22 protein-coding genes are annotated in these 24,247 nt (G+C 56.5%); 19 read left to right on the top strand and 3 right to left on the bottom strand.

The genetic code is table 11. The features are described from left to right. Positions 1 to 17: 17 nt before the first annotated feature. From yddG to AC3WS9_RS10730, 3 genes are all read left to right on the top strand, one after another. The gene (yddG, locus tag AC3WS9_RS10740) at positions 18 to 896 is read left to right on the top strand and encodes an aromatic amino acid DMT transporter YddG (protein WP_492488237.1); all 879 of its coding nucleotides are present in this window, start codon (positions 18 to 20) and stop codon (positions 894 to 896) included. A 622-nt stretch (positions 897 to 1,518) separates the two neighbouring features. Continuing rightward, positions 1,519 to 2,592 (top strand): porin OmpC, encoded by a 1,074-nt coding sequence (ompC, locus tag AC3WS9_RS10735; protein WP_282495181.1) that lies wholly within the window; start codon positions 1,519 to 1,521, stop codon positions 2,590 to 2,592. A 79-nt stretch (positions 2,593 to 2,671) separates the two neighbouring features. After that, positions 2,672 to 3,112, top strand: a complete 441-nt coding sequence (locus AC3WS9_RS10730) for a GFA family protein (RefSeq protein ID WP_282495180.1) — start codon at positions 2,672 to 2,674, stop codon at positions 3,110 to 3,112. On the opposite strand, the gene AC3WS9_RS10725 is transcribed toward AC3WS9_RS10730, so the two are convergent. Next, a complete protein-coding gene (locus AC3WS9_RS10725) occupies positions 3,102 to 4,040 on the bottom strand; it encodes a LysR substrate-binding domain-containing protein (RefSeq protein WP_324722535.1) in 939 nt (312 codons plus the stop codon). The two genes, AC3WS9_RS10730 and AC3WS9_RS10725, sit on opposite strands and share 11 nt — an antisense overlap. A 171-nt stretch (positions 4,041 to 4,211) precedes the next feature. Here AC3WS9_RS10725 and AC3WS9_RS10720 point away from each other — a divergent pair, with 171 nt between their 5' ends. From AC3WS9_RS10720 to AC3WS9_RS10675, 10 genes are all read left to right on the top strand, one after another. Further along, positions 4,212 to 5,162, top strand: coding sequence for a branched-chain amino acid ABC transporter permease (locus AC3WS9_RS10720; RefSeq protein ID WP_492488234.1), 951 nt, complete (start codon positions 4,212 to 4,214; stop codon positions 5,160 to 5,162). 8 nt (positions 5,163 to 5,170) lie between these two features. Further along, positions 5,171 to 6,277 carry a branched-chain amino acid ABC transporter permease gene (locus AC3WS9_RS10715; protein ID WP_492488232.1) on the top strand — a complete coding sequence of 369 codons (1,107 nt, stop codon included), beginning with the start codon at positions 5,171 to 5,173 and terminating at the stop codon, positions 6,275 to 6,277. Continuing rightward, positions 6,274 to 7,041 carry an ABC transporter ATP-binding protein gene (locus tag AC3WS9_RS10710; protein ID WP_285157222.1) on the top strand — a complete coding sequence of 256 codons (768 nt, stop codon included), beginning with the start codon at positions 6,274 to 6,276 and terminating at the stop codon, positions 7,039 to 7,041. Before AC3WS9_RS10715 ends, AC3WS9_RS10710 begins: the two co-directional genes overlap by 4 nt. Continuing rightward, entirely contained in the window at positions 7,034 to 7,753 is a 720-nt protein-coding gene (locus AC3WS9_RS10705; RefSeq protein ID WP_492488231.1) for an ABC transporter ATP-binding protein, read from the top strand. Before AC3WS9_RS10710 ends, AC3WS9_RS10705 begins: the two co-directional genes overlap by 8 nt. 28 nt (positions 7,754 to 7,781) lie before the next feature. Beyond that, a complete protein-coding gene (locus AC3WS9_RS10700) occupies positions 7,782 to 8,939 on the top strand; it encodes a branched-chain amino acid ABC transporter substrate-binding protein (RefSeq protein ID WP_285148848.1) in 1,158 nt (385 codons plus the stop codon). Between the two features lie 17 nt (positions 8,940 to 8,956). Next, on the top strand, positions 8,957 to 9,439 hold the full coding sequence (locus AC3WS9_RS10695; RefSeq protein ID WP_282495173.1) for an L-2-amino-thiazoline-4-carboxylic acid hydrolase: 483 nt from the start codon (positions 8,957 to 8,959) through the stop codon (positions 9,437 to 9,439). Continuing rightward, positions 9,436 to 10,662 (top strand): Zn-dependent hydrolase, encoded by a 1,227-nt coding sequence (locus AC3WS9_RS10690; RefSeq protein ID WP_492488229.1) that lies wholly within the window; start codon positions 9,436 to 9,438, stop codon positions 10,660 to 10,662. The genes AC3WS9_RS10695 and AC3WS9_RS10690 overlap by 4 nt, the downstream gene beginning before the upstream one ends. Positions 10,663 to 10,894: 232 nt before the next feature. After that, complete coding sequence (locus tag AC3WS9_RS10685; protein WP_492488227.1) at positions 10,895 to 11,374, top strand: Hcp family type VI secretion system effector; 480 nt, start codon at positions 10,895 to 10,897, stop codon at positions 11,372 to 11,374. Positions 11,375 to 11,385: 11 nt separating this feature from the next. Further along, entirely contained in the window at positions 11,386 to 12,273 is an 888-nt protein-coding gene (locus tag AC3WS9_RS10680; RefSeq protein WP_492488225.1) for a hypothetical protein, read from the top strand. Between the two features lie 12 nt (positions 12,274 to 12,285). After that, positions 12,286 to 12,735, top strand: a complete 450-nt coding sequence (locus AC3WS9_RS10675; protein WP_282495169.1) for a hypothetical protein — start codon at positions 12,286 to 12,288, stop codon at positions 12,733 to 12,735. 47 nt (positions 12,736 to 12,782) lie between these two features. Here the strand turns inward: AC3WS9_RS10675 and AC3WS9_RS10670 are convergent, their stop codons facing one another. Beyond that, on the bottom strand, positions 12,783 to 14,270 hold the full coding sequence (locus AC3WS9_RS10670; protein WP_492488224.1) for an MFS transporter: 1,488 nt from the start codon (positions 14,268 to 14,270) through the stop codon (positions 12,783 to 12,785). 115 nt (positions 14,271 to 14,385) lie between these two features. Between AC3WS9_RS10670 and AC3WS9_RS10665 the strand changes: the two genes are divergently transcribed. From AC3WS9_RS10665 to narI, 6 genes are all read left to right on the top strand, one after another. Continuing rightward, positions 14,386 to 14,961 carry a TetR family transcriptional regulator gene (locus AC3WS9_RS10665; RefSeq protein WP_492488222.1) on the top strand — a complete coding sequence of 192 codons (576 nt, stop codon included), beginning with the start codon at positions 14,386 to 14,388 and terminating at the stop codon, positions 14,959 to 14,961. A gap of 211 nt (positions 14,962 to 15,172) precedes the next feature. Next, the gene (locus AC3WS9_RS10660) at positions 15,173 to 16,564 is read left to right on the top strand and encodes a NarK family nitrate/nitrite MFS transporter (protein WP_282495166.1); all 1,392 of its coding nucleotides are present in this window, start codon (positions 15,173 to 15,175) and stop codon (positions 16,562 to 16,564) included. A 69-nt stretch (positions 16,565 to 16,633) separates the two neighbouring features. Continuing rightward, positions 16,634 to 20,374, top strand: a complete 3,741-nt coding sequence (locus AC3WS9_RS10655) for a nitrate reductase subunit alpha (protein WP_492488220.1) — start codon at positions 16,634 to 16,636, stop codon at positions 20,372 to 20,374. Then, the gene (gene narH, locus AC3WS9_RS10650; RefSeq protein WP_492488218.1) at positions 20,371 to 21,915 is read left to right on the top strand and encodes a nitrate reductase subunit beta; all 1,545 of its coding nucleotides are present in this window, start codon (positions 20,371 to 20,373) and stop codon (positions 21,913 to 21,915) included. The genes AC3WS9_RS10655 and narH overlap by 4 nt, the downstream gene beginning before the upstream one ends. Then, a complete protein-coding gene (gene narW / locus AC3WS9_RS10645; RefSeq protein ID WP_285154226.1) occupies positions 21,915 to 22,610 on the top strand; it encodes a nitrate reductase molybdenum cofactor assembly chaperone in 696 nt (231 codons plus the stop codon). The genes narH and narW overlap by 1 nt, the downstream gene beginning before the upstream one ends. Beyond that, positions 22,607 to 23,287: a respiratory nitrate reductase subunit gamma gene (gene narI, locus AC3WS9_RS10640; protein WP_282495162.1), complete on the top strand. Its 681-nt coding sequence runs from the start codon at positions 22,607 to 22,609 to the stop codon at positions 23,285 to 23,287. The genes narW and narI overlap by 4 nt, the downstream gene beginning before the upstream one ends. Positions 23,288 to 23,385: 98 nt before the next feature. Here narI and nhoA read toward each other — a convergent pair whose 3' ends face one another. Next, positions 23,386 to 24,231, bottom strand: a complete 846-nt coding sequence (nhoA, locus tag AC3WS9_RS10635) for an N-hydroxyarylamine O-acetyltransferase (RefSeq protein WP_492488215.1) — start codon at positions 24,229 to 24,231, stop codon at positions 23,386 to 23,388. Between the last annotated feature and the right edge of the window lie 16 nt (positions 24,232 to 24,247).

Genomic DNA, 24,247 nt, shown 5'->3' with positions numbered 1-24,247 from the left:
AGGTCTTTGGGGGAATAATGGACAGGAAAAGAGCAACACTGACGGGACTCGCCGCCATTGTGCTGTGGAGCACGATGGTCGGGCTCATTCGCGGCGTGAGCGAAGGACTGGGGCCCGTCGGTGGTGCGGCAATGATCTACACCCTCAGCGGGTTACTCTGTTTAGTCACCGTGGGTTTTCCGGATATCAGACGCTTCTCAACCCGCTATCTTATTGCGGGCAGCGTCTTATTCGTCAGCTACGAAATATGTCTCGCCCTCTCACTCGGTTACGCCAATACCCGCCATCAGGCGATTGAAGTCGGAATGGTGAATTATCTCTGGCCGAGCCTGACGATTGTGTTCGCTATTTTGTTTAACGGTCAAAAATCGAACCTGTGGATTATCCCTGGATTATTGCTCGCGCTGCTGGGCGTTTGCTGGGTATTAGGCGGTGAGAATGGTCTGCATATCGATGAAATTACCGCCAATGTGATCTCCAATCCGCTGAGCTACGGACTGGCATTTGCCGGGGCATTTATCTGGGCGGCGTACTGCACGGTGACCAGTAAATATGCCAAAGGTCAGAACGGTATCACGCTGTTCGTTTTACTCACCGCGCTGGCGCTGTGGATGAAATATCTGTTTAGCGATCAGCCGGAAATGGTATTTAGCGTACCGGTGGTGATTAAACTGCTGATGTGCGGGATTGCGCTCGGATTCGGTTACGCTTCGTGGAATATCGGTATTCTGCACGGGAATGTCTCTGTGCTCGCCACCGTCTCTTATTTCACACCGGTCCTCTCCGCTGCGCTGGCCGCCGTGCTGCTCAACGCCCCGCTGTCCTTCACCTTCTGGCAAGGGGCGCTGATGGTGTGTGCGGGCTCGTTGCTGTGCTGGTATGCGACGCGAAAATAACCGTTTTCAGGGGGATTTTCCCCCTGCTGTATTCCTCACCCAAATATAATGTGATCCCGCCTCCGGTTATTTATAATTAACATAGTGTTTACATTTAAATTCTGTTTATATCTCCCTGCCTTGAAACTTCCTTTTACATTTATATTGACGCAAATTGACAACGCAGCGGGATTAGTTACCCTCTAATAATCCCCTTAGATATAACCTACGCTGCAATAGTTTATGACTGAATATTTCACCATTAGCTGTCTGTTATATCAACGCTAACTCCGTAACCCACTGATTTACCGGTTGCGAAGCTTATTTTTAAACCGCCATACATCCGCAATGATTGATAATCCCCATGATAAATAAAAACCCACTAAAACTATGCGATGCCATATTATTTTTCTAAGAAAATACTCAATATCAGAATAATAATTAATCAATTCCGCGTAATATTGGCCGTTTTATCGGACCCACGTCACACTAATTGAAATTATCAGCAATGTTTTGAAACTTATTATTGAAAAGAGGCTACAACATTCTTAAAAATAGCATGCCATTGACGAACGACCTCGTTTAGAAATCGTTTATTAATGGCAAAGGCAGATAGCCAAAGAAAATTATAAGGATTATTAAAATGAAACTTAAATTAGTTGCAGTGGCAGTGACTACAATGTTGGCTGCAGGCGCGGTAAACGCGGCTGAAGTCTTTAACAAAGACGGTAACAAGCTGGATCTGTACGGTAAAGTAACAGGTCTGCACTATTTCTCTGACGACACCAGCAACGACGGCGACAAAACTTACGTGCGTCTGGGCTTCAAAGGTGAAACTCAGATCAACGACCAGCTGTCCGGTTACGGCCAGTGGGAATATGAGTTCAAAGGCAACAACGACGAATCCAACGGCGATAAAGGCAACAAAACCCGTCTGGCGTTTGCTGGCCTGAAATTCAACGAATTTGGTTCTTTCGACTACGGTCGTAACTACGGTGTGGCTTACGACATCGGCGCATGGACCGACGTTCTGCCAGAATACGGCGGAGACACCTGGACTCAGACTGACGGCTTCATGACTGGCCGTACTACCGGTGTTGCAACCTACCGTAACAGCGATTTCTTCGGTCTGGTTGACGGCCTGAACTTCGCTGCACAGTACCAGGGTAAAAACGACGACCGTGACATCACCACCGCGAACGGCGATGGCTGGGGTCTGTCTTCTACCTATGAAATGGACGGTTTCGGCGTGGGTGCTACCTATGCGAAATCTGACCGTACTGACAACCAGGTTCGCGCTGCAAGCAACCTGAACGCAGGCGGCGAAAACGCAGAAGTTTGGGCTGCTGGCCTGAAATACGATGCGAACAACATCTACCTGGCAACCACCTACTCTGAAACCCGCAACATGACCAACTTCGGTGACGGTTACATTGCGAATAAAACTCAGAACTTCGAAGCGGTTGCCCAGTACCAGTTCGACTTCGGTCTGCGTCCATCCCTGGCGTACCTGCAGTCCAAAGGTAAGGACATCGGTTCTTACGGTGACCAGGATCTGGTGAAATACATTGAAGTGGGTACCGTTTACTACTTCAACAAAAACATGTCCACCTACGTTGACTACAAAATCAACCTGGTTGATGACAATGCCTTCACCAAAGCTGCTGGTGTAAGCACCGACAACATCGTTGCACTGGGTCTGACCTACCAGTTCTAAGAATTTGTCTGTTAAAAAAGCCAGCCCTTGCGGCTGGCTTTTTTTATCGCAGTCATCAGGCGTGATAAAGGAGTACGCCATGCATCTCTATACGGGACGCTGCTTGTGCGGGATGAGCCATTTTAGCGTCAACATCGAAGCGCTCGATGTCTATGCCTGCCACTGCACCAACTGTCAGAAGTGGTCGGGCGGTATTGCCATGTATCTGGAAACTCAGGGCGAACCCATTGTCGAAAGCGGTTCGATTGCCCCTTCGCACTTCTCATCTTCCGCGCGCGGTGAACGCTGGTTCTGCCCCGGCTGCGGCTGTCCGTTGTGGTTTGAACTCACCCCCACCGGGCGCTATTTTGTCCCCTGGACGCTGCTCGAGCTCAACGAAGACGATCGTCGTCGCCTGGTGCTGGCCGCCGAAATCTATACGGAAACGCAACCGGCCTTCTGGCGCCTCACCGGCCAGTACGCCCGATTCAGCGGCACCGAAATCGAAGCCCTGGATAAGCACTGCTCGTTTACACCGTAACGCTGCCCGCCGCGCGCCGGAGCCAGGCTTGCAGCAGTTTGCCATCCTCGGTCATGTCCGAATCCTGACGGACGCACAGATAATAATCGCGCCCGTCATCGATGGGAGCATCGAAGATTTTCACCAGCTCGCCGCTCTCCAGATAGGGCGCGATCAGCGGCTCGCGCATAAGCGCACAGCCGAGCCCCGCCTGAACGCCCGCCAGAGTCAGTAATCCATCCTCAAACAGCGGACCACTCTTGCGCGCTGTCCGTTTCACGCCCTGCTGGATAAACCACTGTTGCCAGGTACTGCGCTCTTCGTCGTGCAGAAGCGGCATTTGCAGCAGCTGTTCCGGGGTATCGATATGCCCGTGAATGCGCAAAAACGCCCGGCTGCACACCGGCACCATCTGCCCGGAAATCAGTTTTTCGCTCTGATACCCCGCCCACTGGCCGTTTCCAAAGCGAATCGACATATCCGACGCGTCGCTGAGATAGTTACGATGGTTGGCATACACGACGTTAATTTCCGTCTGCGGGTTGGCGCGCATAAACGCGGGCAGACGCGGAATAAACCAGCCCATGCCAAACAGCGGGATCAGGCTGATGGTCACCTGGCGAGTCTGGGCCTGCTCCACCAGGTGCTCCGTCGCCTGGCGCAGGACGTTAAACGCCGCGCGGATCGAGCGGTAATAGTCGCGCCCCTGCTGGCTCAGGATCAGCCTGCGCCCCTGACGCTCCGTGAGCGGCATTTGCAGATACCCTTCCAGCACCTTGAGCTGATGGCTCACGGCAGAGGGCGATATCGCCAGCTCCTGCGCCGCCAGGGTGACGCTCCCCAGCCTGGCGATCGCCTCGAAAGCGCGCACGGCCCGCAGGGGTGGATCGTTCGCCAGACGGCTTTCCGCATACGCAGGCAGCTGGAGTGATTGTTCTGTTTTATTCATATGTTGATTTTATTGGTCTCTTCTCGTCAAGATGACGATTAACTATTCTCTTTAAAATCATTGTGATAAATCAATCTCGAAATATCATAAGAAATAATATATGCGTATTTTACAATTTAATTCAATTGTCGGATGTTACCCGCTGAAAGAGCAATCTGTCGGGTAAACACATTGGATACACTGATACAACAACTGATCAATGGCGTGATGCTGGGCAGCATCTACGCGCTGATCGCGCTGGGCTATACGATGGTGTATGGCATTTTGCGCATTATTAACTTCGCCCATGGCGACATTTTGATGGTCGGCGCGCTCACCACGCTGTCGGCCCTGAACGCGCTGAACAGCACGTTCCCACATATGCCGCAGCTGTTGCTGCTCGGCTTTGCGCTGGTCATTGCCATGGCCGTCTGCGCCCTGCTGGCGATGGCGGTGGAGCGCTTCGCCTACCGCCGCCTGCGCAACGCCCCGCGTCTGGCGCCGCTGATCTCCGGGATTGGCGTCTCCGTCTTGCTGCAAACCGTGGCGATGATTATCTGGACGCGCAACCCGCTGATGTTCCCACAAATCCTGCCGATGGACGCCATTGCCGTCACCTCGGGCAGCGTTGACCATCCTCCGGCCATTGTGACGGTCACGGGCATCGTCACCGTGTCGCTGGCGCTGATCGTGATGATCGGCCTGTGGCTGCTCGTGGAATACACCCGTCTTGGGCGCGGGATGCGCGCGGTGGCGGAAAACCCGCGCGTCGCCACGCTGATGGGCGTCAACCCTAACGCCATTATCACCCTCACCTTCGCCATCGGCGGCATCTTCGCCGCCCTCGCAGGCGTAATGATGGCCAGCAACTACGGCAACGCCAGTTTCTCGATGGGCTTTTTGCCCGGCATTAAAGCCTTCACTGCCGCCGTGCTGGGCGGGATCGGCAATATTCGCGGCGCGATGATCGGCGGGATTTTACTCGGGATCATCGAAGCGCTGGGCGCAGGCTATCTGGGTGAACTGACAAATGGCGTATTCGGGAGTAACTATCAGGACGTCTTCGCCTTCATCGTGCTGATTCTGGTACTGGTATTCCGTCCGGCAGGTCTGCTGGGCGAACGTGTGGCGCACAGGGCGTAGGGAAAATTATGACAACCACATCACTCCAGGCTCCTGCCTCTTCGCGCCGCTTCTGGTCCGGCATGACGCTGTTCGTCATCGCCCTGCTGGTTGCGCCGATCGTCGCCAGCCAGATCGGCGGCAACTACTGGGTGCGCGTGATCGACTTTGCGCTGCTGTACATCATGCTGGCGCTCGGGCTGAACATCGTCGTCGGCTACACCGGCCTGCTGGATATGGGCTTTATCGCCTTTTACGCCGTCGGGGCGTATCTGGCGGCGCTGCTGGCCTCCCCGCATCTGCTGGAGGTCTTCCCGATCCTCAGCGTCTGGTTCCCGGACGGGCTGCACACTTCGTACCTGCTGATTATTCCGCTGGCGGCGCTGGTCGCGGCGGTGTGCGGCATTATCCTCGGCGCGCCGACGCTAAAACTGCGCGGCGACTATCTGGCGATTGTCACCCTCGGCTTCGGGGAGATCATCCGCATTCTGATGCGCAATCTCGACCGCCCGGTGAACATCACCAATGGTGCGAAAGGCATTACCGGCGTCGATACCCTTAATCTGTTTGGCCTGAAATTTAGCGGCGTCTATCACTGGTTTGGCATGAAAGTCCCGGCTCTGTGGCTGTGGTACTACCTGCTGATGCTGGTGATTGTGCTGATTATTTTTGTCTGCCTGCGCCTGCAACACTCGCGCATTGGCCGGGCGTGGCATGCCATTCGTGAAGATGAGGACGTGGCCCGCGCGATGGGCATCAACGTGCGCAACTTCAAGCTGCTGGCCTTTGCGATGGGCGCCTCCTTTGGCGGTGTCGCAGGTGCGTTGTTCGGTGCTTTCCAGGGCTTCGTGTCGCCAGAATCCTTCACCCTGCAGGAGTCCATTGCCGTGCTGGCGATGGTGGTACTCGGCGGGATGGGCCACATCCCTGGCGTGATCCTCGGCGCGGTGCTCCTGACCGCCCTGCCGGAAATCCTGCGCAGCCAGGCGGCCCCCGTTCAGCAGGCGCTGTTTGGCACCGTGCTGATCGACCCGGAAATCCTGCGTCAATTGTTCTACGGCCTGGCGCTGGTGCTGGTGATGCTCCTGCGCCCGTCCGGGATCTGGCCGGTCCGTCACAAGGAGGTCAAGGCATGAGCCTGTTAACCGTGCGTAATATGTCTAAACGCTTTGGCGGTCTGACCGCCGTGGACGACGTTTCGCTCTCCATTAATAAAGGCGAAATCTACGGTCTGATCGGCCCCAACGGCGCAGGAAAAACCACCTGTTTTAACCTGATCACCGGCCTCTATCCGGCGGACAGCGGCGAGTTTTCGATTGCCGATAAACCCTATTTCCCGAAGCAGATCGACAAAGTCACTGCCGCCGGTATCGCCCGCACCTTCCAGAACGTGCGCCTGTTTAACGAAATGTCGGTGCTGGAAAACGTGATGGTCGGTCGCCACGTGCGCACCCGCAACGGACTCTGGGCGGCACTAACGCGCCATCAACGCGCCCGCGCGGAAGAGGCACAAACCCGCGAGCTGGCCTGGCACTGGCTGGAGTACACCGGGATCGCCCGATTCGCCCACTACCGCGCCTGCGACCTGGCATACGGCCATCAGCGTCGGCTGGAGATCGCCCGCGCGCTGGCGACCGACCCGCTGCTGCTGGCGCTCGACGAACCGGCTGCGGGCATGAACGCCGCTGAGAAAAACGCTCTCGGCGAACTGCTCACCCGTATTCGTGACGACGGCAAAACCCTGTTGATGATAGAGCACGACGTCAAGCTGGTGATGGGGATCTGCGATCGCCTCACGGTGCTGGATTACGGCAAAACGCTGGCCGTCGGCACGCCCGACACGGTACGACGTGACCCGGCGGTGATCGCCGCCTGGCTGGGAGGCAACGCTCATGTCTGAATTACTCAAAGTCGAACGCCTGGACGTGCATTACGGCGGGATTCAGGCGGTGCGCGGCGTGTCGTTCACCCTGCAGGAAGGCGAACAGGCGACGCTGATCGGTGCTAACGGCGCGGGCAAAAGCTCGACCGTGCGCGCCATCACCGGGCTGGAAAACTTCGGGGGCAACATTCTGTTTAACGGCCAGCCGGTGCGCAAACGCAAGGCCGAATCCCTGCTGCGCGACGGGCTGGTGATGGTCCCGGAAGGTCGCGGCATCTTCGCCCGCATGACGGTGCTGGAGAATTTACAAATGGGTGCCTGGCTGCGCCGTGACACTGTCACAGTAAAAAGAGAAATGGACGAGATTTTCGACCGTTTCCCTCGCCTCGGCGAACGTCAGCATCAGCTCGCCGGGCTGCTTTCCGGCGGTGAACAGCAGCTGCTGGCGCTGAACCGCGCCCTGCTCAGCCGCCCGCGCCTGTTGATCCTCGATGAGCCGTCGATGGGTCTGGCACCGAAAATGGTCGAGAACATTTTTCAGGTTATCAAAGGGCTGCGCGAACGCGGCGTGGCCCTGCTGCTGATTGAACAAAACGCCCGGCTGGCGCTGGAAGTGACGGACCAGGCCTGGGTGATGGACAGCGGCAGCATCGTGCATCACGGCAAATCAAAAGCGCTGCTCGATGACGACCAGATTGCACAGATTTATTTGGGCGAAATGCCCGTTTAACACACCAACCAACACCAGGGAAATTATAATGAAAACCTTAAAAATCAGTGCGCTCAGCGCCGCGCTTTTGCTCAGTGGTTTTGCCTCCTCCGCCTCATGGGCGGCCCAGAGCGAAACCGTCATCATCGGCCTGGCAGGCCCGCTCACCGGCCCTTCCGCGCGTATCGGGAAAGATCTGGAGAACGGCGCACAGCTGGCGATCGATGACATCAACAAACAGCACCCGACCATCGGCGGCAAAGCGGTGACCTTCAAACTGCAGTCCGAAGATGACCAGTCCGACCCGCGCACCGCCGTGGCCGTCGCGCAGCGTCTGGTCGACAGCGGCGTGGCCGGTGTGGTCGGCCACTGGAACACCGGGACCAGCATTCCGGCGGCGCGTGTCTATCATGACGCCGGGATCGCCCAGGTCGCGCCTGTCGCCACCGGTCACGCGTACACCAAACAAGGCTTTGACACCAGTTTCCGCGTGATGGGGCACGACGATGACGGTGGGCAGTTCGCGGGCGAATATGCGGTGAAAACCCTGAAAGCCAAACGCATCGCGGTGATCGACGACCGCACCGCCTTCGGCCAGGGTCTGGCAGATGAATTCATCAAATCGCTGGAAGCACAGGGCGTGAAGATTGTTGACCGTCAGTACGTTGACGACAAAACCGTCGACTTTAGCGCCGTGTTAACCGCCATTCGCAGTAAAAACGCCGATCTGGTGTTCTTCGGTGGTGTGGACAGCCAGGCCGCTCCGCTGGCGCGTCGCATCAAGCAGCTGAATATGAACGCCACCCTGATGGGCGCAGGCGGCTTCGTCAGCCAGACCTTCCTGCAGCTGGCACAGAAAGAAGGCGAAGGCGTAGTGGCGCTGGAGCCAGGCCTGCCGGTCGACCAGATGCCGGGCGGCAAAGCTTTCGAGCAGGCGTACCAGTCCCGCTACCATACCCATATCGAACTGCACGCCCCGTTCGCCTATGACGCCACCCGCGTGCTGGTGGCGGCAATGGAAAAAGCCGACTCCGTCGATCCGTCTGAGTACCTGCCCGCCCTGCGCGCCATCAGCTATTCCGGCGTCACCGGCCAGATCGCCTTTGACGATCAGGGCAACCTGAAATCCCCGTCCTTTACCGTTTACAAAGTGGTCGACGGGAAATGGCAGCCGCAAACCGTTCTGGGCGGCGCAAAAACGAAGTAACGCAGTGAGGCAATGTGATGAGCGATAACAATGAGCTGGGCATTCTCGCCCGCCGCAAAATAGAAGCAGAAATTATTAAACCCATTTACGAGATCCTGGTGCGCGAGATAGGGAAAACCCGCGCCCAGGCGGTGATTGGCGAAGCGATAGAACAGGCGGCAATTGACGCCGGGGCGCATTTTGCCCGCCAGGAGCCGAACGGCGCGGACGTGAAAAGCTTTATCGCCCTGCAATATCTCTGGGAAAAAGACAACGCGCTGGACGTGAAAGTGATCGACGCCGACGACCAGCAGTACAACTACAACGTGACGCGCTGCCGCTACGCCGAGATGTATCACGAGATGGGGCTCGGCGAGATCGGCCACCTGCTCTCCTGCGCCCGCGATGAGAAATTCATCGTCGGCTACGCGCCGGACGTGGAACTGACGCGCACCACCACCATTATGCAGGGCGGAAAATGCTGCGATTTCCGCTATCAGACCAAAAAGGACAAAGCATGATCCGCATTGATGCGCCGCGTCTGTGGTCCACGCTTACGATGATGGCACAAATCGGCGGCACGCCCGCGGGCGGCGTGACGCGTCTGGCCCTGAGTGAAGAAGACCGCATCGCGCGCAATCTGCTGCGCGACTGGGCGCAGGAGGCGGGATTTGCCTGTGACGTCGACAGCATGGGCAATATGTTTATTCGCCGCGCCGGGAAAAACCGCGCCCTGCCGCCGGTGATGACCGGCTCGCATGTGGATTCCCAGCCGCTCGGCGGCAATTACGACGGGATCTACGGCGTGCTGGCCGGGCTGGAAGTGCTGCGCACCCTGAATGACCATCAGGTGGAAACCGAGCGCGACATCGTGCTGGTGAACTGGACCAACGAAGAAGGCGCCCGCTTCGCCCCGGCGATGCTGGCCTCCGGCGTCTGGTCCGGGCAGTTTAGCGAAGAGTACGCCCTCGCCCGCGCGGATAATGCGGGTGTTACGGTAGGCGAAGCGCTGGATGCGATCGGTTATCGCGGTACCCAGCCTGCCCGCGCGTTTCCGATCCACGCTTGCTACGAACTGCACATTGAGCAAGGCCCGATTCTGGAAGACGAAGCGATTGATATCGGTCTGGTGCGCGCCGCGATGGGCCAGCGCTGGTTTACCCTGACGCTGGACGGCTTTGCCGCGCACGCAGGCACCACGCCGATGCACAGCCGCCGCGACGCGTTAACTGCGTTTGCCGAGCTGGCCCTGATGGTGGAAGAGATCGGCTATCAGCACAAACCCGACGGTCGCGCGACCATCGGCATGGCGCAGGTCACGCCAAACTCCCGCAACGTCGTGCCCTCACGCGTGGTGTGCAGCGTGGAGTTTCGTCATCCCCAAAGCGAGGTGCTGGAAGCGATGGAAGTGGCGCTGCGTGAGGCCGCTGAAGGACTGGCGACGCGGGGCGTAACCGCAAACGTTGAGCGGATCTTCGACTACGCGCCCATCGCCTTCGATGAAGCCTGTCTGGCGCGCAGTGAAAAAGCGATCGAAGCCCTCGGCTATTCGGCAAAATCGATGGTTTCCGGTGCCGGGCACGACACCTGCTATATCAGCAAAATCGCCCCGGCGAGCATGATCTTTATTCCCTGCGAAAAAGGCATCAGCCACAACGAAGCGGAAAATATCCTGCCTGAGTGGTCAGAAAAAGGGGCGAACGTGTTGCTGCACAGTGTGTTGAGCGCTGCACTCGAAAAATAAGCCGGATGCGCTGCGCTTATCCGGCCTACGGGTTGGGTGTGATTTGTAGGCCTGGTAAGCTTCGCGCATCCGGGCTTTTTTGACTATTCATGCTGTATATTTAACAACCTCCTCATTTTTCCTTATTTCACATTGCCTGCTAAAAATGAACGCTGAATAATCGTGCAGCGTTTCACTTCAATATGATAAGTGATGCACTTATAAATGGAATGAATGAAAAAGGAAGAATCATATGGCAGGGTTAGTTTATCTTACGCTGGTAGGTGAAATTCAAGGGTTAATCTCTTCCGGATGTCTGACTCAGGCATCTGTTGGTAATAAAGCGCAAGTTGCGCATGGCGATCAAATACTCGTTTATTCTCTCTCCCACACCCTTTCAAGAGAACGGAACGTGAATCACCACAATGTCTCTATTGTTAAACCTCTTGATAAATCCTCTCCATTATTAGCAAAAGCCATTACGGATAACGAATCTCTCAGCTGCGTGTCCGATTTTTATCGCACTGACAAAGCCGGATGCATGGAGTGTTATTACCGTTTAAAACTCACGGATGCGCGGATTGCTGAACTGGATTTACATATTCCCCACTCAGTGTCTCAAAATGGAAAGGAAGCACAGGACAGAGTTTCATTCAGCTATAAATCCATTAGCTGGGAACATGTTAATGCAGGCACCAGCACCTATAGTCTGTGGGAAGAAAACATTTTCTAGGGAAAGAAAATATGAATAACTTTGATCCTTTAAGAGACAATACCTGGGCAGGCTACATGGGCGATATGTTGCGCGGGCAACAGCCCATTAATCAGCTAATCCCTAACCATCCCTATATTGATGCTCTCCCACAAATCGAACAACTGCTGGAGAAAAACACTCAATATTTCATGTTGCTAACCCTGGCGGAAGCGCGGGGAGTATTAAGCGATCTGATTGGGCAGACGGACGATTTCTTTTCCTACACGCTGGGTGGAGGGAACATTAAAGACATCTGGGATGGAGCGCATAATTTCGCGGGATTTTCAACGTACCTTGATGAGGCGAACCAGCTTCAGTTTAATTTAAAAGGTCTGGGGATAACGGCTAAGGCCTGCCGCTATGGTGGAGTTGCTTATATCAAAATTAACGGATACCCCAGCTTGAGACGGATTTTAAAAGGTACCCGCTATCGCGCTGGTAATATGCAGTTACTGGAATTGGGCATAGGCTGGCGCGGGATGACTTACAGCATTTACCAGGGTGCAAAGTTTTGTGTTTATTTCTCTCTCGCATTTAGGGCCATGGAGTTGATTTTCAAAAATGATTACACGCTCATTGATTTTTTTGGTGATGTTATTGCAGATGCGGCAAAAACAATTATTTCCTGCGTAATTGTTGGTGCTGTTGGTTTTTTGTTTACGCTAATTAGCGCCCCTGTTATTCTCACTGCCGGGTTTCTCATCATTACCGGTGTGTACTTAAACAAGACATTAAACAGACTGGACGAAAAGAATGGATGGTCCACGACATTAAAAGAAAAAATAAATGAGTTATTAGTAAAAGAACAAAAAATATTAGAATGGAACAATCAATACATGAATACTGGCTTACCCTCTTCCTTCTTTATAAGTTATTAAATGGAGATAATCATGCTTATTAAAACAATAACTAAAACAGCATACACCACGATTTCATTCGTCCTCATAGCAATACTAAGTATGCTTCTCTATTTCTCTATCAATATACCATACCATGATTTTATGCTGTTTTTTAGCGATAGTAATTTCTTTTGGTTTGATGGTCGACATTTGGCAATGTTATCATTTGCACCTATGCTAGTATACGGAATTATAATGATCGCATGTGTTCCTTTTACTAAAGACAATCAAGTGCCAAAGGTTTTTGCTTTTTCTGGAAATCTCCTAGCAATGCTATCAATATTATTCTTAGTTCTATTTAATATAGTTTCCCTCTTTGTTTATTTTTATATTATCTTTATGAGTTCCTTTAGTTCATGCAAGCCCATCCCAATGCTGTCTCATTATTTCGCCACTGACCCAGCCATTTGCAAAACCATCGTTAATCATGATTTAGGTTAACCTAAATGATAACCCCGACAGCCAAAGTTATGCTGTCGGGGTTATTTTTACTTCTGCTCCACCTTCGCCAGGCTAAACCAAATCCCGGTCGCCAGTATCAGCAGCATGGCACCCGCGCTGCCGAGCGCTACGCTGTGCGAGGTGATAAACGCAGCTTTGGCGGCCTCGATAGTGGCTTCGGCCAGCGTCGGCGAGAGATCCTGCGCGACTTTTACCGCTTCACCGATGGACGACGCGGCTTTTTCAGCTAGGGAACCGCTCAACTCCTGTGGCAACTCGATGGACGCCGAGAAGCTGCGGGTGAGCAGCAGGCCAAATATCGCGATCCCGAGACCCGCGCCTAACTCGTAGGACATGGTTTCGATCGCACCCGCCGCGGCCGCTTTTTCTTTTGGCGCTGCGGCCATGATCGCAGCGGTTGAGGCCAGCAAGGCGCTTGCGGCGCTGAAACCGAGCAGCACCATCAGGCTCCAGGCCTGCCACTGCTGGGTGCTGAAATCGAGCATCGAAAGCCCAATAAAGCTCACCGCACTCAGCCCCATACCGCCCGCCGCGACCAGCCGCAGCCCGAGTTTACCCACCAGCACGCCCGCAATCGGCCCGCTAAATCCGCTGGCAACCATCAGCGGCAGCATAAACATGCCCGCCTCAAACGGCGTAAAGCCGTGGACAAACTGCAGCTCCTGGGCCATCAGCAGTTCGAAGCCCACCAGGGCGATCATCGCGGTCATCGCCATCACCACACCGCTCAAAATAATGCGATGGCAAAACAGGCGCATGTCGATCATCGGCTTGCTGGCCCGCAGCTGGATGCGCACGAAGATAAACAGCATCACCGCGCCGGTCAGCAATGTTCCCGTCACGATCGCCGGAGAAAGCGTGCCTTTCAGCGCCGTTTTAGCGCTGTAGACCAGCAGCAAAATCGCCACGATCAGCATCAGGGCATGAGAGATATTGAGCGTCTGCTCCGGGCGTCCCTGCTGTTTCGGTACGAAGTGCGCGGCCAGGGCGACCACTACCACCACGATCGGAACGTTGATCAAAAATACCGATCCCCAGTAGAAATGCTCCAGCAGCAGACCACCGACCAGCGGACCAAATGCCGCCCCGCCGGAACCGACCGCGGCCCAGACGCCTAACGCGATATTGCGGTGACGCGCCTCGACAAACAGGGTGCGAATACCCGCCAGGGTCGCCGGGATAATCATCGCCGCGCCAATCGCCAGCGTCGCGCGGGCAGCAATCAGCCAGGCGGCAGACGGAGCAAACGCCGCGGCCAGGGACGACAGGCCGAACAGCACGCTGCCGAGCATCAGCAGCTTTTTAAAGCCAATGCGATCCCCAAGCGCGCCCATCGGCAGCACCATGCCCGCCATCACCAGCGAGTAAATATCAATAATCCACAGCAATTCGTTACCGCTGGCCCCGAGCGTCATACTCAGCGTCGGCGCGGCGACATGCAGTACCGTTGCGTCAATCGCGACCGGAATATAGACCAGCACGATAATCACTAACGCTAACCACCTTTGAAACATAAATTTCCCTTTCAACTGAATCTGGACACGTGTCCAGGATGCGATCCTACGGAAAGTTGAACGCGTGTCCAGCTTTTTGTTACACTCGTTTGGTCGCCATTGAGAGTGAGTTGAAATGAGCTATTTGAGCAAGGACGAACGGCGGGAAGATATCCTGCAGGCCGCGATGCGCGTCGCGTTGAGCGAAGGGTTTAGCGCCATGACCGTGCGGCGCATAGCCAGCGAGGCCGGTATTGCTTCCGGGCAGGTACATCACCACTTTGCCAGCGCCGGTGAGCTCAAATCCCTGGCCTTTGTGCGTCTGATCCGCGATCTGCTTGATGCCGAAATCGTCGGCGAAAACGCCGACTGGCGACAGCGCCTGCACGCCATGCTCGGCAGTGATGACGGCGCATTCGAGCCCTACATCCGCCTTTGGAGGGAAGCGCAAATCCTCGCGAGCCGCGATCCGGAAATTAAAAGCGCCTATGTGGTGACGATGGAAATGTGGCATCAGGAAACCGTCGCCATTATCTGCGCGGGCGCAGAGGCAAACGCCTTTACCCTCTCCGATCGCGCAGAGAATATCGCCTGGCGATTGATTGGTTTAGTCTGCGGGCTTGACGGTATCTATGTGTTAAATATGCCAGAAATGGATGACGCCGCCTTTAATAGCCATCTGGATAAATTAATTACCCTCGAATTGTTTTAATACTCCTTTCTGAGTATTAAAAACCGCAATATTTTACAATTGGTAACACATAAAGCGAATCATCTTTCCCCTGACAAACTCAGGGATTCGCTTTCTTATCTATCCTTTCAGAAGCATCTGAAAAATTCCAAAAATCTTAATCGTATAACGTCAGCCATCTGACTGTTTTCACTTCTCTTTTCTGTTTTTTACGGGTAAGTACGAGGGCGATATGTCACAACAAAGTGAGAAAAATAATCATTATCTTTTAAATAACTGGAAACCTGAAAACGCGGCATTTTGGGAAAATAAAGGCAAACACATCGCGCGACGAAATCTGTGTATCTCGGTCGCTTGTCTGCTCCTCGCCTTCTGCGTCTGGATGTTATTTAGTGCTGTTGCGGTCAATCTTAATAAAGTCGGCTTTAATTTCACCACCGATCAGCTTTTCATGTTAACCGCATTACCTTCCCTCTCCGGCGCAATATTGCGCGTCCCCTATTCCTTTATGGTGCCAATATTTGGCGGTCGTTACTGGACAATATTAAGCACCGTGATTTTGATTGTTCCCTGCGTGTGGCTCGGGATCGCCGTACAGAATAGCGCTACGCCGTACTGGGTCTTTATCACCATCGCCCTGCTGTGCGGATTTGCCGGGGCGAACTTCGCCTCCAGCATGGGTAATATCAGCTTCTTCTTCCCGAAAGCCAAACAGGGCAGCGCGCTGGGGATTAACGGCGGGCTGGGCAATCTGGGCGTCAGCGTGATGCAGATGGTGGCCCCGGCGGTGATTTTCCTGCCGATGTTCGCCTTTCTCGGCGTCCACGGCGTGCCGCAGGAGGACGGCTCTGTGCTGTCGCTGGCCAACGCCGCCTGGATCTGGGCGCCGCTGCTGCTGATTGCCACCCTCGCCGCCTTTTTCGGCATGAATGATATCGCCAGCTCGAAAGCCTCGATTGCCAGCCAGCTGCCGGTGCTGAAACAGCCGCATCTGTGGCTGCTGAGCCTGCTCTATCTGGCGACCTTCGGCTCCTTTATCGGCTTTTCCGCGGGTTTTGCGATGCTGGCGAAAACCCAGTTCCCGGATGTGAACATTCTCCATCTCGCCTTCTTCGGCCCGCTCATCGGCGCGCTGGCGCGTTCAGCGGGCGGCGTGGTGTCGGACAAACTCGGCGGCGTGCGCGTCACACTGGTGAACTTTATCCTGATGGCCGTCTTCAGCGCCCTGCTGTTCCTGACGCTCCCCGGCTCCGGCTCTGGCAACTTCACCGCCTTCTATCTGGTGTTTATGGGCCTGTTCCTCACCGCAGGTTTAGGCAGCGGCTCCACCTTCCAGATGATTGCCGTGATCTTCCGCCAGATCACCATCTACAACGTCAAACTGCGCGGCGGCAGCGAAGAGCAAGCCCAGCAGGAAGCGGTGTCGGACACCGCGGCGGCGCTCGGGTTTATCTCCGCCATCGGCGCGGTCGGCGGCTTCTTCATTCCTAAAGCATTCGGTACCTCGCTGGCAATGACCGGTTCGCCTGTCGGCGCGATGAAAGTCTTCCTCGTGTTTTATATCGTCTGCGTGTTTGTCACCTGGCTGGTCTATGGCCGCCGACAGAAACACGTCAAATCATAACAACTCAGATCGACACATTTGTGAGCAGTGTAACCACGGGGTGGGCGTCGCCCCGTCAGGAGAAACGTCATGAGTAAATTGTTGGATCGCTTTCGGTATTTCAAACAAAAAGGCGAGACCTTCGCCGACGGCCACGGTCAGGTGATGCACACCAACCGCGACTGGGAAGACAGCTATCGCCAGCGCTGGCAGTTCGACAAAATAGTGCGATCCACCCACGGGGTGAACTGTACCGGCTCCTGCAGCTGGAAGATTTACGTCAAAAACGGCCTGGTGACCTGGGAAACGCAGCAAACCGACTACCCCCGCACCCGCCCCGACTTACCCAACCATGAACCGCGCGGCTGCCCGCGCGGGGCGAGTTACTCCTGGTATCTCTACAGCGCCAACCGCCTGAAATACCCGCTGGTGCGCCGGAAACTGATCGAGCTGTGGCGCGAAGCGCTGGGCCAGCACAGCGACCCGGTGCTGGCGTGGAACGCCATCATGAGCGATCCGCAGAAGGCCAGCAGCTACAAAAAAGCGCGCGGCCACGGCGGATTTATTCGCTCGAACTGGAAAGAGCTTAACCAGCTGATCGCCGCCGCTAACGTCTGGACGATTAAACATTATGGCCCGGATCGCGTCGCCGGATTCTCGCCGATCCCTGCGATGTCGATGGTCTCTTACGCCGCCGGGACGCGCTATCTCTCGCTGCTCGGCGGGACCTGTCTGAGTTTCTACGACTGGTACTGCGACCTGCCGCCCGCCTCGCCGATGACCTGGGGCGAGCAGACCGACGTGCCGGAATCCGCCGACTGGTACAACTCCAGCTACATCATCGCCTGGGGCTCGAACGTGCCGCAGACGCGCACCCCGGACGCCCATTTCTTCACCGAAGTGCGCTACAAAGGCACCAAAACCATCGCTATCACCCCGGACTTCTCAGAAGTTGCCAAGCTGAGCGATCAGTGGCTGGCCCCGAAACAAGGCACCGATAGCGCCCTGGCCATGGCGATGGGCCACGTGATCCTCCGGGAATTCCATCTCGATAACCCCAGCGACTACTTCCTCAACTACTGCCGCCGCTATACCGACATGCCGATGCTGGTGATGCTCGATGCGCGTGACGACGGGAGTCTGGTGCCGGGACGGATGCTGCGCGCCTCGGATCTGGCCGAGGGTCTGGGCGAGGAGAACAATCCTGAATGGAAAACCGTGGCCTTTGATATCGCCGGAGGGCTGGTCGCGCCGAACGGCTCAATTGGTTTCCGCTGGGGCGAAAAAGGTAAATGGAACCTCGAAGCGCTGGCAGCAGGCCAGGAAACTGAGCTGACGCTCTCGCTGCTGATTACTCACGACAATATTGCGAACGTGGCCTTCCCCTACTTTGGCGGCAACGAAAACCCGCATTTTCGCAGCGTGAAACAGGACCCGGTGCTGATCCGCAAAGTGCCGTCGAAAACCCTGACGCTGGCCGATGGCCGTCAGCAGCAGGTCGCCAGCGTCTACGATCTGATTCTGGCGAACTACGGCCTGGATCGCGGGCTGGAGGATGACAACGCCGTTAAAGATTACAGCGAAATTAAAGCCTACTCCCCGGCCTGGGGCGAGCAAATCACCGGCGTGCCGCGTCGTCACATCGAACAGATCGCCCGTGAATTCGCCGATACCGCTCACAAAACCCACGGTCGCTCGATGATCATCCTCGGCGCGGGGGTGAACCACTGGTATCACATGGACATGAACTACCGCGGGATGATCAATATGCTGGTCTTCTGCGGCTGTGTCGGCAAGAGCGGCGGCGGCTGGTCGCACTACGTTGGCCAGGAAAAGCTGCGCCCGCAAACCGGCTGGCTGCCGCTGGCGTTTGCCCTTGACTGGAACCGCCCGCCGCGCCAGATGAACAGCACCTCGTTCTTCTACAACCACGCCAGCCAGTGGCGGTACGAAAAACTCACCGCACAGGAGCTGCTCTCCCCGCTGGCGGATCCGTCGAAATTCACCGGGCACCTGATCGACTTTAACGTGCGCGCCGAGCGGATGGGCTGGCTGCCGTCCGCCCCGCAGCTGTCGCTCAACCCGCTGCACATCAAAGCCCGCGCTGATGCCGCCGGTATGACGCCGCAGGAGTACACAGTTCAGGCGCTGAAATCGGGCGATCTGCGCTTCGCCTGCGAACAGCCCGACAACGGCAAAAACCACCCGCGCAATCTGTTCGTCTGGCGCTCGAACCTGCTCGGCTCCTCCGGGAAAGGTCACGAGTACATGCTTAAATACCTGCTCGGCACCGAGAGCGGCATTCAGGGGGACGATCTCGGCTCGACCGACGACGTCAAACCGGAAGAGGTGGAGTGGCAAACCGCCGCCATCGAGGGCAAGCTCGACCTGCTGGTGACCCTCGATTTCCGCATGTCCAGCACCTGTCTGTTCTCGGATATCGTCCTGCCGACCGCCACCTGGTACGAGAAAGACGACATGAATACCTCGGATATGCATCCGTTTATTCACCCGCTTTCTGCCGCCGTGGATCCGGCGTGGGAATCCCGCAGCGACTGGGATATCTACAAGGGCATCGCCAAAGTGTTTTCCGAAGTGTGCGTCGGCCATCTGGGTACTGAAACGGACGTGGTATTGCAGCCGTTGCAGCACGACTCCCCGGCGGAGCTATCGCAGCCCTTTGATATTCAGGACTGGCGCAAAGGCGAATGCGATCTGATTCCCGGTAAAACCGCGCCGAACATCGCTGTTATCGAGCGTAATTATCCGGAAACGTACGAGCGCTTTACTTCGCTCGGGCCGCTGATGGACAAGCTCGGCAACGGCGGGAAAGGTATTTCCTGGAATACCCAGGACGAAGTCGATTTCCTCGGCAAGCTGAATTACGTCAAGCTCGATGGCCCGTGCAAAGGGCGTCCGCTGATCGATACGGCCATTGACGCTTCGGAGGTGATCCTGTCGCTTGCCCCGGAAACCAACGGCCACGTGGCGGTCAAAGCCTGGAAGGCCCTCGCCGAGTTTACCGGGCGCGACCATACCCATCTGGCAATCAACAAAGAAGACGAGAAGATTCGTTTTCGCGATATCCAGGCCCAGCCGCGCAAAATCATCTCCAGCCCGACCTGGTCCGGCATCGAGAGCGAGCATGTTTCCTATAACGCCGGATACACCAACGTGCACGAGCTGATCCCGTGGCGCACCCTGTCGGGCCGTCAGCAGCTGTATCAGGATCACCAGTGGATGCTCGCCTTTGGCGAAAGCCTGGTGGCCTATCGTCCGCCGATCGACACCCGCAGCGTGACCCATATGCGCGAAATCCCGCCGAACGGTTTCCCGGAAAAAGCGCTGAACTTCCTCACGCCGCACCAGAAATGGGGCATTCACTCCACCTACAGCGAAAACCTGCTGATGCAGACCCTGTCGCGCGGCGGGCCGATCGTCTGGATCAGCGAAACCGACGCCCGCGAGTTAGGCATTGAAGATAACGACTGGATCGAAGCCTTCAACGCCAACGGCGCCCTCACCGCTCGCGCGGTCGTCAGCCAGCGCGTGCCGCCGGGCATGACCATGATGTATCACGCTCAGGAGCGCATTCTGAACATACCGGGTTCGGAAGTGACCGGACGACGCGGCGGGATCCACAACTCCGTCACCCGCGTCTGCCCGAAACCGACGCACATGATTGGCGGCTACGCGCAGCTGGCCTACGGCTTTAACTACTACGGCACCGTCGGCTCGAATCGCGACGAATTCATCATGATCCGCAAGATGAAAAACATTAACTGGCTGGATGGCGAAGGTCGGGATCAGGTACAGGAGGCGAAAAAATGAAAATACGCTCACAGGTCGGCATGGTACTGAATCTCGACAAATGCATTGGGTGTCACACCTGCTCGGTGACGTGCAAAAGCGTCTGGACCGGGCGCGAAGGGATGGAATACGCGTGGTTTAACAACGTCGAAACCAAACCGGGCATCGGCTATCCGAAAAACTGGGAAGACCAGGAGGAGTGGCAAGGCGGCTGGGTGCGCGGGATCACCGGGAAACTGACGCCCCGCCTCGGCGGACGCGTGGGCGTGCTGTCGAAAATCTTCGCTAACCCGTCGCTGCCAGGCATCGACGACTACTACGAGCCTTTCACCTTTGACTATCAGGACTTGCACCGCGCGCCGGAGGGCGATCATCTCCCGACTGCCCGTCCAAGATCGCTGATCAGCGGCAAACGAATGGACAAAATCGTCGGCGGCCCAAACTGGGAGGAGCTGCTCGGCGGCGAATTCGAGAAACGCGCCCGCGACCGTAACTTCGACAAGATGCAAAAGGAGATGTACGGCCAGTTCGAAAACACCTTCATGATGTATCTCCCGCGCCTGTGCGAGCACTGCCTGAACCCGAGCTGCGTCGCCACCTGCCCGAGCGGCGCGATTTATAAGCGCGAAGAGGACGGCATCGTGCTGATCGACCAGGACAAATGCCGCGGCTGGCGCATGTGCATCAGCGGCTGTCCGTACAAAAAAATCTATTTCAACTGGAAGAGCGGAAAGTCGGAAAAATGCATCTTCTGCTATCCGCGCATTGAGTCCGGTCAGCCAACGGTCTGCTCGGAAACCTGCGTCGGGCGCATTCGCTATCTCGGCGTGCTGCTGTATGACGCGGATCGCATTGAAGAAGCGGCCAGCACCGAGCATGAAACGGATCTGTACGAGCGTCAGTGCGACGTGTTCCTGAACCCGAACGATCCGGCGGTGATTGAGGAAGCGCTGAAACAGGGTATCCCGCAGAACGTGATCGAAGCGGCCCAGCGCTCGCCGGTCTACAAAATGGCGATGGACTGGAAGCTGGCTCTGCCGCTGCACCCGGAGTACCGCACCCTGCCGATGGTCTGGTATGTGCCGCCGCTGTCACCGATCCAGTCCTACGCCGACGCCGGCGGTCTGCCGCAGACCGACAGTATTTTGCCTGCCGTCGAAAGCCTGCGCATTCCGGTGCAGTATCTGGCGAATATGCTGAGTGCGGGCGATACCGGCCCGGTGCTGCGCGCCCTGAAACGCATGATGGCGATGCGCCACTACAAACGCTCGCAAACCGTGGAAGGCGTGACCGATACCCGCGCCATCGACGAAGTGGGCCTGAGCGTGGAACAGGTGGAAGAGATGTACCGCTACCTGGCGATTGCCAACTACGAAGACCGTTTCGTGATCCCAACCAACCATCGTGAAATGGCCGCCGATGCCTTCCCGGAGAAAAACGGCTGTGGCTTTACCTTCGGCGACGGCTGCCACGGCTCCGACACCAAATTCAATCTGTTCAACAGCCAGCGCATTGACGCCATCAATATTTCCGAGGTGCGTGAACACGGGGAGGGAGAGTAATGCGCATTCTGAAAATTATCGCCCTGCTCATTGAATACCCGGACGAGGCGCTCTGGGAGAGTCGCGACGAAGCCCTCTCCCTGATCGCCCAGGACGCGCCGCAGCTGCTGCCGTTTGCGCAGCAGCATCTCGGCGCGGCGCTGCTCGATAAACAGGCGCAGTGGTGTGAGGTGTTCGAGCGCGGGCGCGCGACGTCGCTCCTGCTGTTCGAGCATGTTCACGCCGAGTCCCGCGATCGCGGCCAGGCGATGGTCGATCTGATGGGCCAGTACGAGAAAGCCGGTTTAGCCCTCGACTGCCGCGAGCTGCCGGACTATCTGCCGCTCTATCTGGAGTATCTGAGCATCATTTCTGACGACGAGGCGCGCGAGGGATTGCAGAACGTCGCGCCGATTCTGGCGCTGATCGGCGGGCGGCTAAAACAGCGCGATGTGCCGCAGTATCAGCTGTTTGACGCCCTGCTGGCGCTTGCGGCCAGCAAGTTGACAAGTGACAGTGTCACGAAACAGGTGGCGACAGAACAGCGGGATGACACCCGTCAGGCGCTGGACGCCGTGTGGGAAGAGGAACAGGTCAAGTTTATCGAGGACAACGCCACGGCGTGCGACAGCTCGCCGATGCAGCAATATCAACGACGCTTTAGCCAGGACGTCGCGCCTCAGTACGTGGACGTCAGCGCCGGAGGCCCGAAATGATGCACTATCTGAACGTCTTCTTTTACGATATCTACCCGTATCTGTGCGGGACGGTGTTCCTGCTGGGGAGCTGGCTGCGCTACGACTACGGGCAGTACACCTGGCGTGCGTCGTCCAGCCAGATGCTGGATAAACGCGGGATGGTGCTGTGGTCGAACTTGTTCCACATCGGCATTCTGGGGATCTTTTTCGGCCATGCCTTCGGGATGCTGACGCCGCACTGGGTCTATTCGTGGTTCCTGCCGATGTCGCAGAAACAGCTGATGGCGATGATCCTCGGCGGGGTTTGCGGCGTGCTGACGCTGGTCGGCGGTGCGGGGCTGCTGGTGAGGCGTTTAACCAATCCGCGTATCCGCGCGACCTCTTCGACGGCGGATATTCTGATCCTTTGCGTTCTGCTGGTGCAGTGCATTCTCGGCCTGGCGACGATTCCGTTCTCCGCGCAGCATCCGGATGGGAGTGAAATGCTGAAACTGGTCGACTGGGCGCAGGCGGTGGTAACTTTCCACGGCGGCGCATCGGCGCATCTCGACGGCGTGGCCTATATTTTCCGCGTGCATCTGGTGCTCGGAATGACCATCTTCCTGCTGTTCCCATTCACGAGACTGGTGCACGTCTGGAGCGCGCCGGTGGAGTATCTGACGCGCCGGTATCAGGTGGTGAGATCGCGGCGCTGATTGCGCCGGATGGCGCTGCGCTTATCCGGCCTACGGTTAGGTTTGTTCGCTTTGTTTTGTAGGTCGGGTAAGGCGAAGCCGCCACCCGACATTTACCGCTATTTCCCCGCTTCCGGATGGGTATCAAACCCCGCCATCACCGCTGTTAATTCCGTCAGTGAAAATCCGTGTTTCGGATCGTCCACGCCCAAGCCAAAACGCTCCTGCATCACGACATACAACGCACTGGCATCCGGCAAATTGACCGTTTCCACAGCGCGAGCGCCCTGCCAGTGGGTAAAGTGGTAGTTGGTCAGCGTCAGCTTGCCGCCGTCCGGCAGATGGCGGCACATCAGCAGGTGGTGACGGAAATGGGACTGCGGCCAGTGGGCGGACCAGAAGTTGCCCATCACGTAATCGGTGAAATACTGGGTCGCCAGGTCGAAATGGTACATCGACTGCCAGTGCTCGTGATGACGGAACTGCAACACCCAGTCGTTATTCTCGTTCATCAGACGATAAACGCCGTGCGGCGTCGCCTGCTCTTCCCCGGTGATGAGACGAATCGGCGCGGTCAGCGTCTGGCCACCGAATCCGACATCCGCAATCCAGCGCTCGCCGTTGAGTTCCACCAGCAGCAGCCGATGCGTACGCGGCGGCATCTGCGGCGGATTCGCCAGAATCACGCGCCCAAGTACGCTACGCACCTCAAAGCCCACTTCGCGCAGCACGCGCTCAAACAATCCATTCTGCTCAAAGCAGTAGCCGCCGCGACGCGCGGAAACCAGCTTGTCCATTACGGACTGATCGTCGAGCTGGATCTCGCGGGTCATCACCACGTCAATATTCTCAAACGGAATAGCGCAGTTGTGGCTCAAATGCAGCGCCCGCAGGGTCTCGATATCCACGGAGACCGGCTGCTGCCAGCCGATACGGGCAAAATAAGCGCTCAGAAATGGGGACATAGTGGGGTTCCTTATA

This window comes from Lelliottia sp. EB106-05-01-XG201 (assembly GCF_058791735.1).
Note: the sequence above shows the minus strand (reverse complement) of the source record. Positions and strands in the feature narration are given on the sequence as shown.

What these genes read in the sequence shown, in the direction of transcription:
- AC3WS9_RS10715 (WP_492488232.1), top strand. Translation starts at nt 5,171, where the DNA reads ATGACAACCACATCACTCCAGGCTCCTGCCTCTTCGCGCCGCTTCTGG.
- AC3WS9_RS10730 (WP_282495180.1), top strand. Translation starts at nt 2,672, where the DNA reads ATGCATCTCTATACGGGACGCTGCTTGTGCGGGATGAGCCATTTTAGC.
- narH (WP_492488218.1), top strand. Translation starts at nt 20,371, where the DNA reads ATGAAAATACGCTCACAGGTCGGCATGGTACTGAATCTCGACAAATGC.
- AC3WS9_RS10670 (WP_492488224.1), bottom strand. Translation starts at nt 14,270, where the DNA reads ATGTTTCAAAGGTGGTTAGCGTTAGTGATTATCGTGCTGGTCTATATT.
- ompC (WP_282495181.1), top strand. Translation starts at nt 1,519, where the DNA reads ATGAAACTTAAATTAGTTGCAGTGGCAGTGACTACAATGTTGGCTGCA.
- AC3WS9_RS10655 (WP_492488220.1), top strand. Translation starts at nt 16,634, where the DNA reads ATGAGTAAATTGTTGGATCGCTTTCGGTATTTCAAACAAAAAGGCGAG.
- narI (WP_282495162.1), top strand. Translation starts at nt 22,607, where the DNA reads ATGATGCACTATCTGAACGTCTTCTTTTACGATATCTACCCGTATCTG.
- AC3WS9_RS10685 (WP_492488227.1), top strand. Translation starts at nt 10,895, where the DNA reads ATGGCAGGGTTAGTTTATCTTACGCTGGTAGGTGAAATTCAAGGGTTA.
- AC3WS9_RS10700 (WP_285148848.1), top strand. Translation starts at nt 7,782, where the DNA reads ATGAAAACCTTAAAAATCAGTGCGCTCAGCGCCGCGCTTTTGCTCAGT.
- AC3WS9_RS10660 (WP_282495166.1), top strand. Translation starts at nt 15,173, where the DNA reads ATGTCACAACAAAGTGAGAAAAATAATCATTATCTTTTAAATAACTGG.
- nhoA (WP_492488215.1), bottom strand. Translation starts at nt 24,231, where the DNA reads ATGTCCCCATTTCTGAGCGCTTATTTTGCCCGTATCGGCTGGCAGCAG.
- AC3WS9_RS10675 (WP_282495169.1), top strand. Translation starts at nt 12,286, where the DNA reads ATGCTTATTAAAACAATAACTAAAACAGCATACACCACGATTTCATTC.
- AC3WS9_RS10695 (WP_282495173.1), top strand. Translation starts at nt 8,957, where the DNA reads ATGAGCGATAACAATGAGCTGGGCATTCTCGCCCGCCGCAAAATAGAA.
- AC3WS9_RS10705 (WP_492488231.1), top strand. Translation starts at nt 7,034, where the DNA reads ATGTCTGAATTACTCAAAGTCGAACGCCTGGACGTGCATTACGGCGGG.
- AC3WS9_RS10690 (WP_492488229.1), top strand. Translation starts at nt 9,436, where the DNA reads ATGATCCGCATTGATGCGCCGCGTCTGTGGTCCACGCTTACGATGATG.
- yddG (WP_492488237.1), top strand. Translation starts at nt 18, where the DNA reads ATGGACAGGAAAAGAGCAACACTGACGGGACTCGCCGCCATTGTGCTG.
- narW (WP_285154226.1), top strand. Translation starts at nt 21,915, where the DNA reads ATGCGCATTCTGAAAATTATCGCCCTGCTCATTGAATACCCGGACGAG.
- AC3WS9_RS10680 (WP_492488225.1), top strand. Translation starts at nt 11,386, where the DNA reads ATGAATAACTTTGATCCTTTAAGAGACAATACCTGGGCAGGCTACATG.
- AC3WS9_RS10725 (WP_324722535.1), bottom strand. Translation starts at nt 4,040, where the DNA reads ATGAATAAAACAGAACAATCACTCCAGCTGCCTGCGTATGCGGAAAGC.
- AC3WS9_RS10665 (WP_492488222.1), top strand. Translation starts at nt 14,386, where the DNA reads ATGAGCTATTTGAGCAAGGACGAACGGCGGGAAGATATCCTGCAGGCC.
- AC3WS9_RS10710 (WP_285157222.1), top strand. Translation starts at nt 6,274, where the DNA reads ATGAGCCTGTTAACCGTGCGTAATATGTCTAAACGCTTTGGCGGTCTG.